Genomic DNA, 247 nt, shown 5'->3' with positions numbered 1-247 from the left:
CACTTCTCAGCCGCAGACCACCGTCTTCCAGCACCTCGAGGTTGCGCTCGACGATCGGCCGCGCCGTGTCGGCATCGATCGGCGTGACACCTCCCGCGACCCGCGCCGCCACGGCGTCCTCGACATGGCGATAATGGGCACGTCGCGTGGCAGCGCGTCTGACCGGCTGCGCGTGGCGTGCCAGCAATCCGCGGCGCAGCTGATCGACCACCTCCGAGGCTGGCGTGGCAAGTGCGCCTATGCCATC

The 247-nt window shown here is 69.6% G+C and carries 1 protein-coding gene; it reads right to left on the bottom strand.

What is annotated here, in order from left to right; genetic code table 11:
* Nucleotides 1–211: hypothetical protein (locus R0J88_RS22435; RefSeq protein ID WP_410901233.1), on the bottom strand; the 211-nt coding region annotated here is incomplete at its 3' end.
* Between the last annotated feature and the right edge of the window lie 36 nt (nucleotides 212–247).

Source organism: Pseudoalteromonas sp. SIMBA_162, assembly GCF_046535955.1.
GTDB classification, from domain to species: domain Bacteria; phylum Pseudomonadota; class Gammaproteobacteria; order Enterobacterales; family Alteromonadaceae; genus Pseudoalteromonas; species Pseudoalteromonas marina.
Note: the sequence above shows the minus strand (reverse complement) of the source record. Positions and strands in the feature narration are given on the sequence as shown.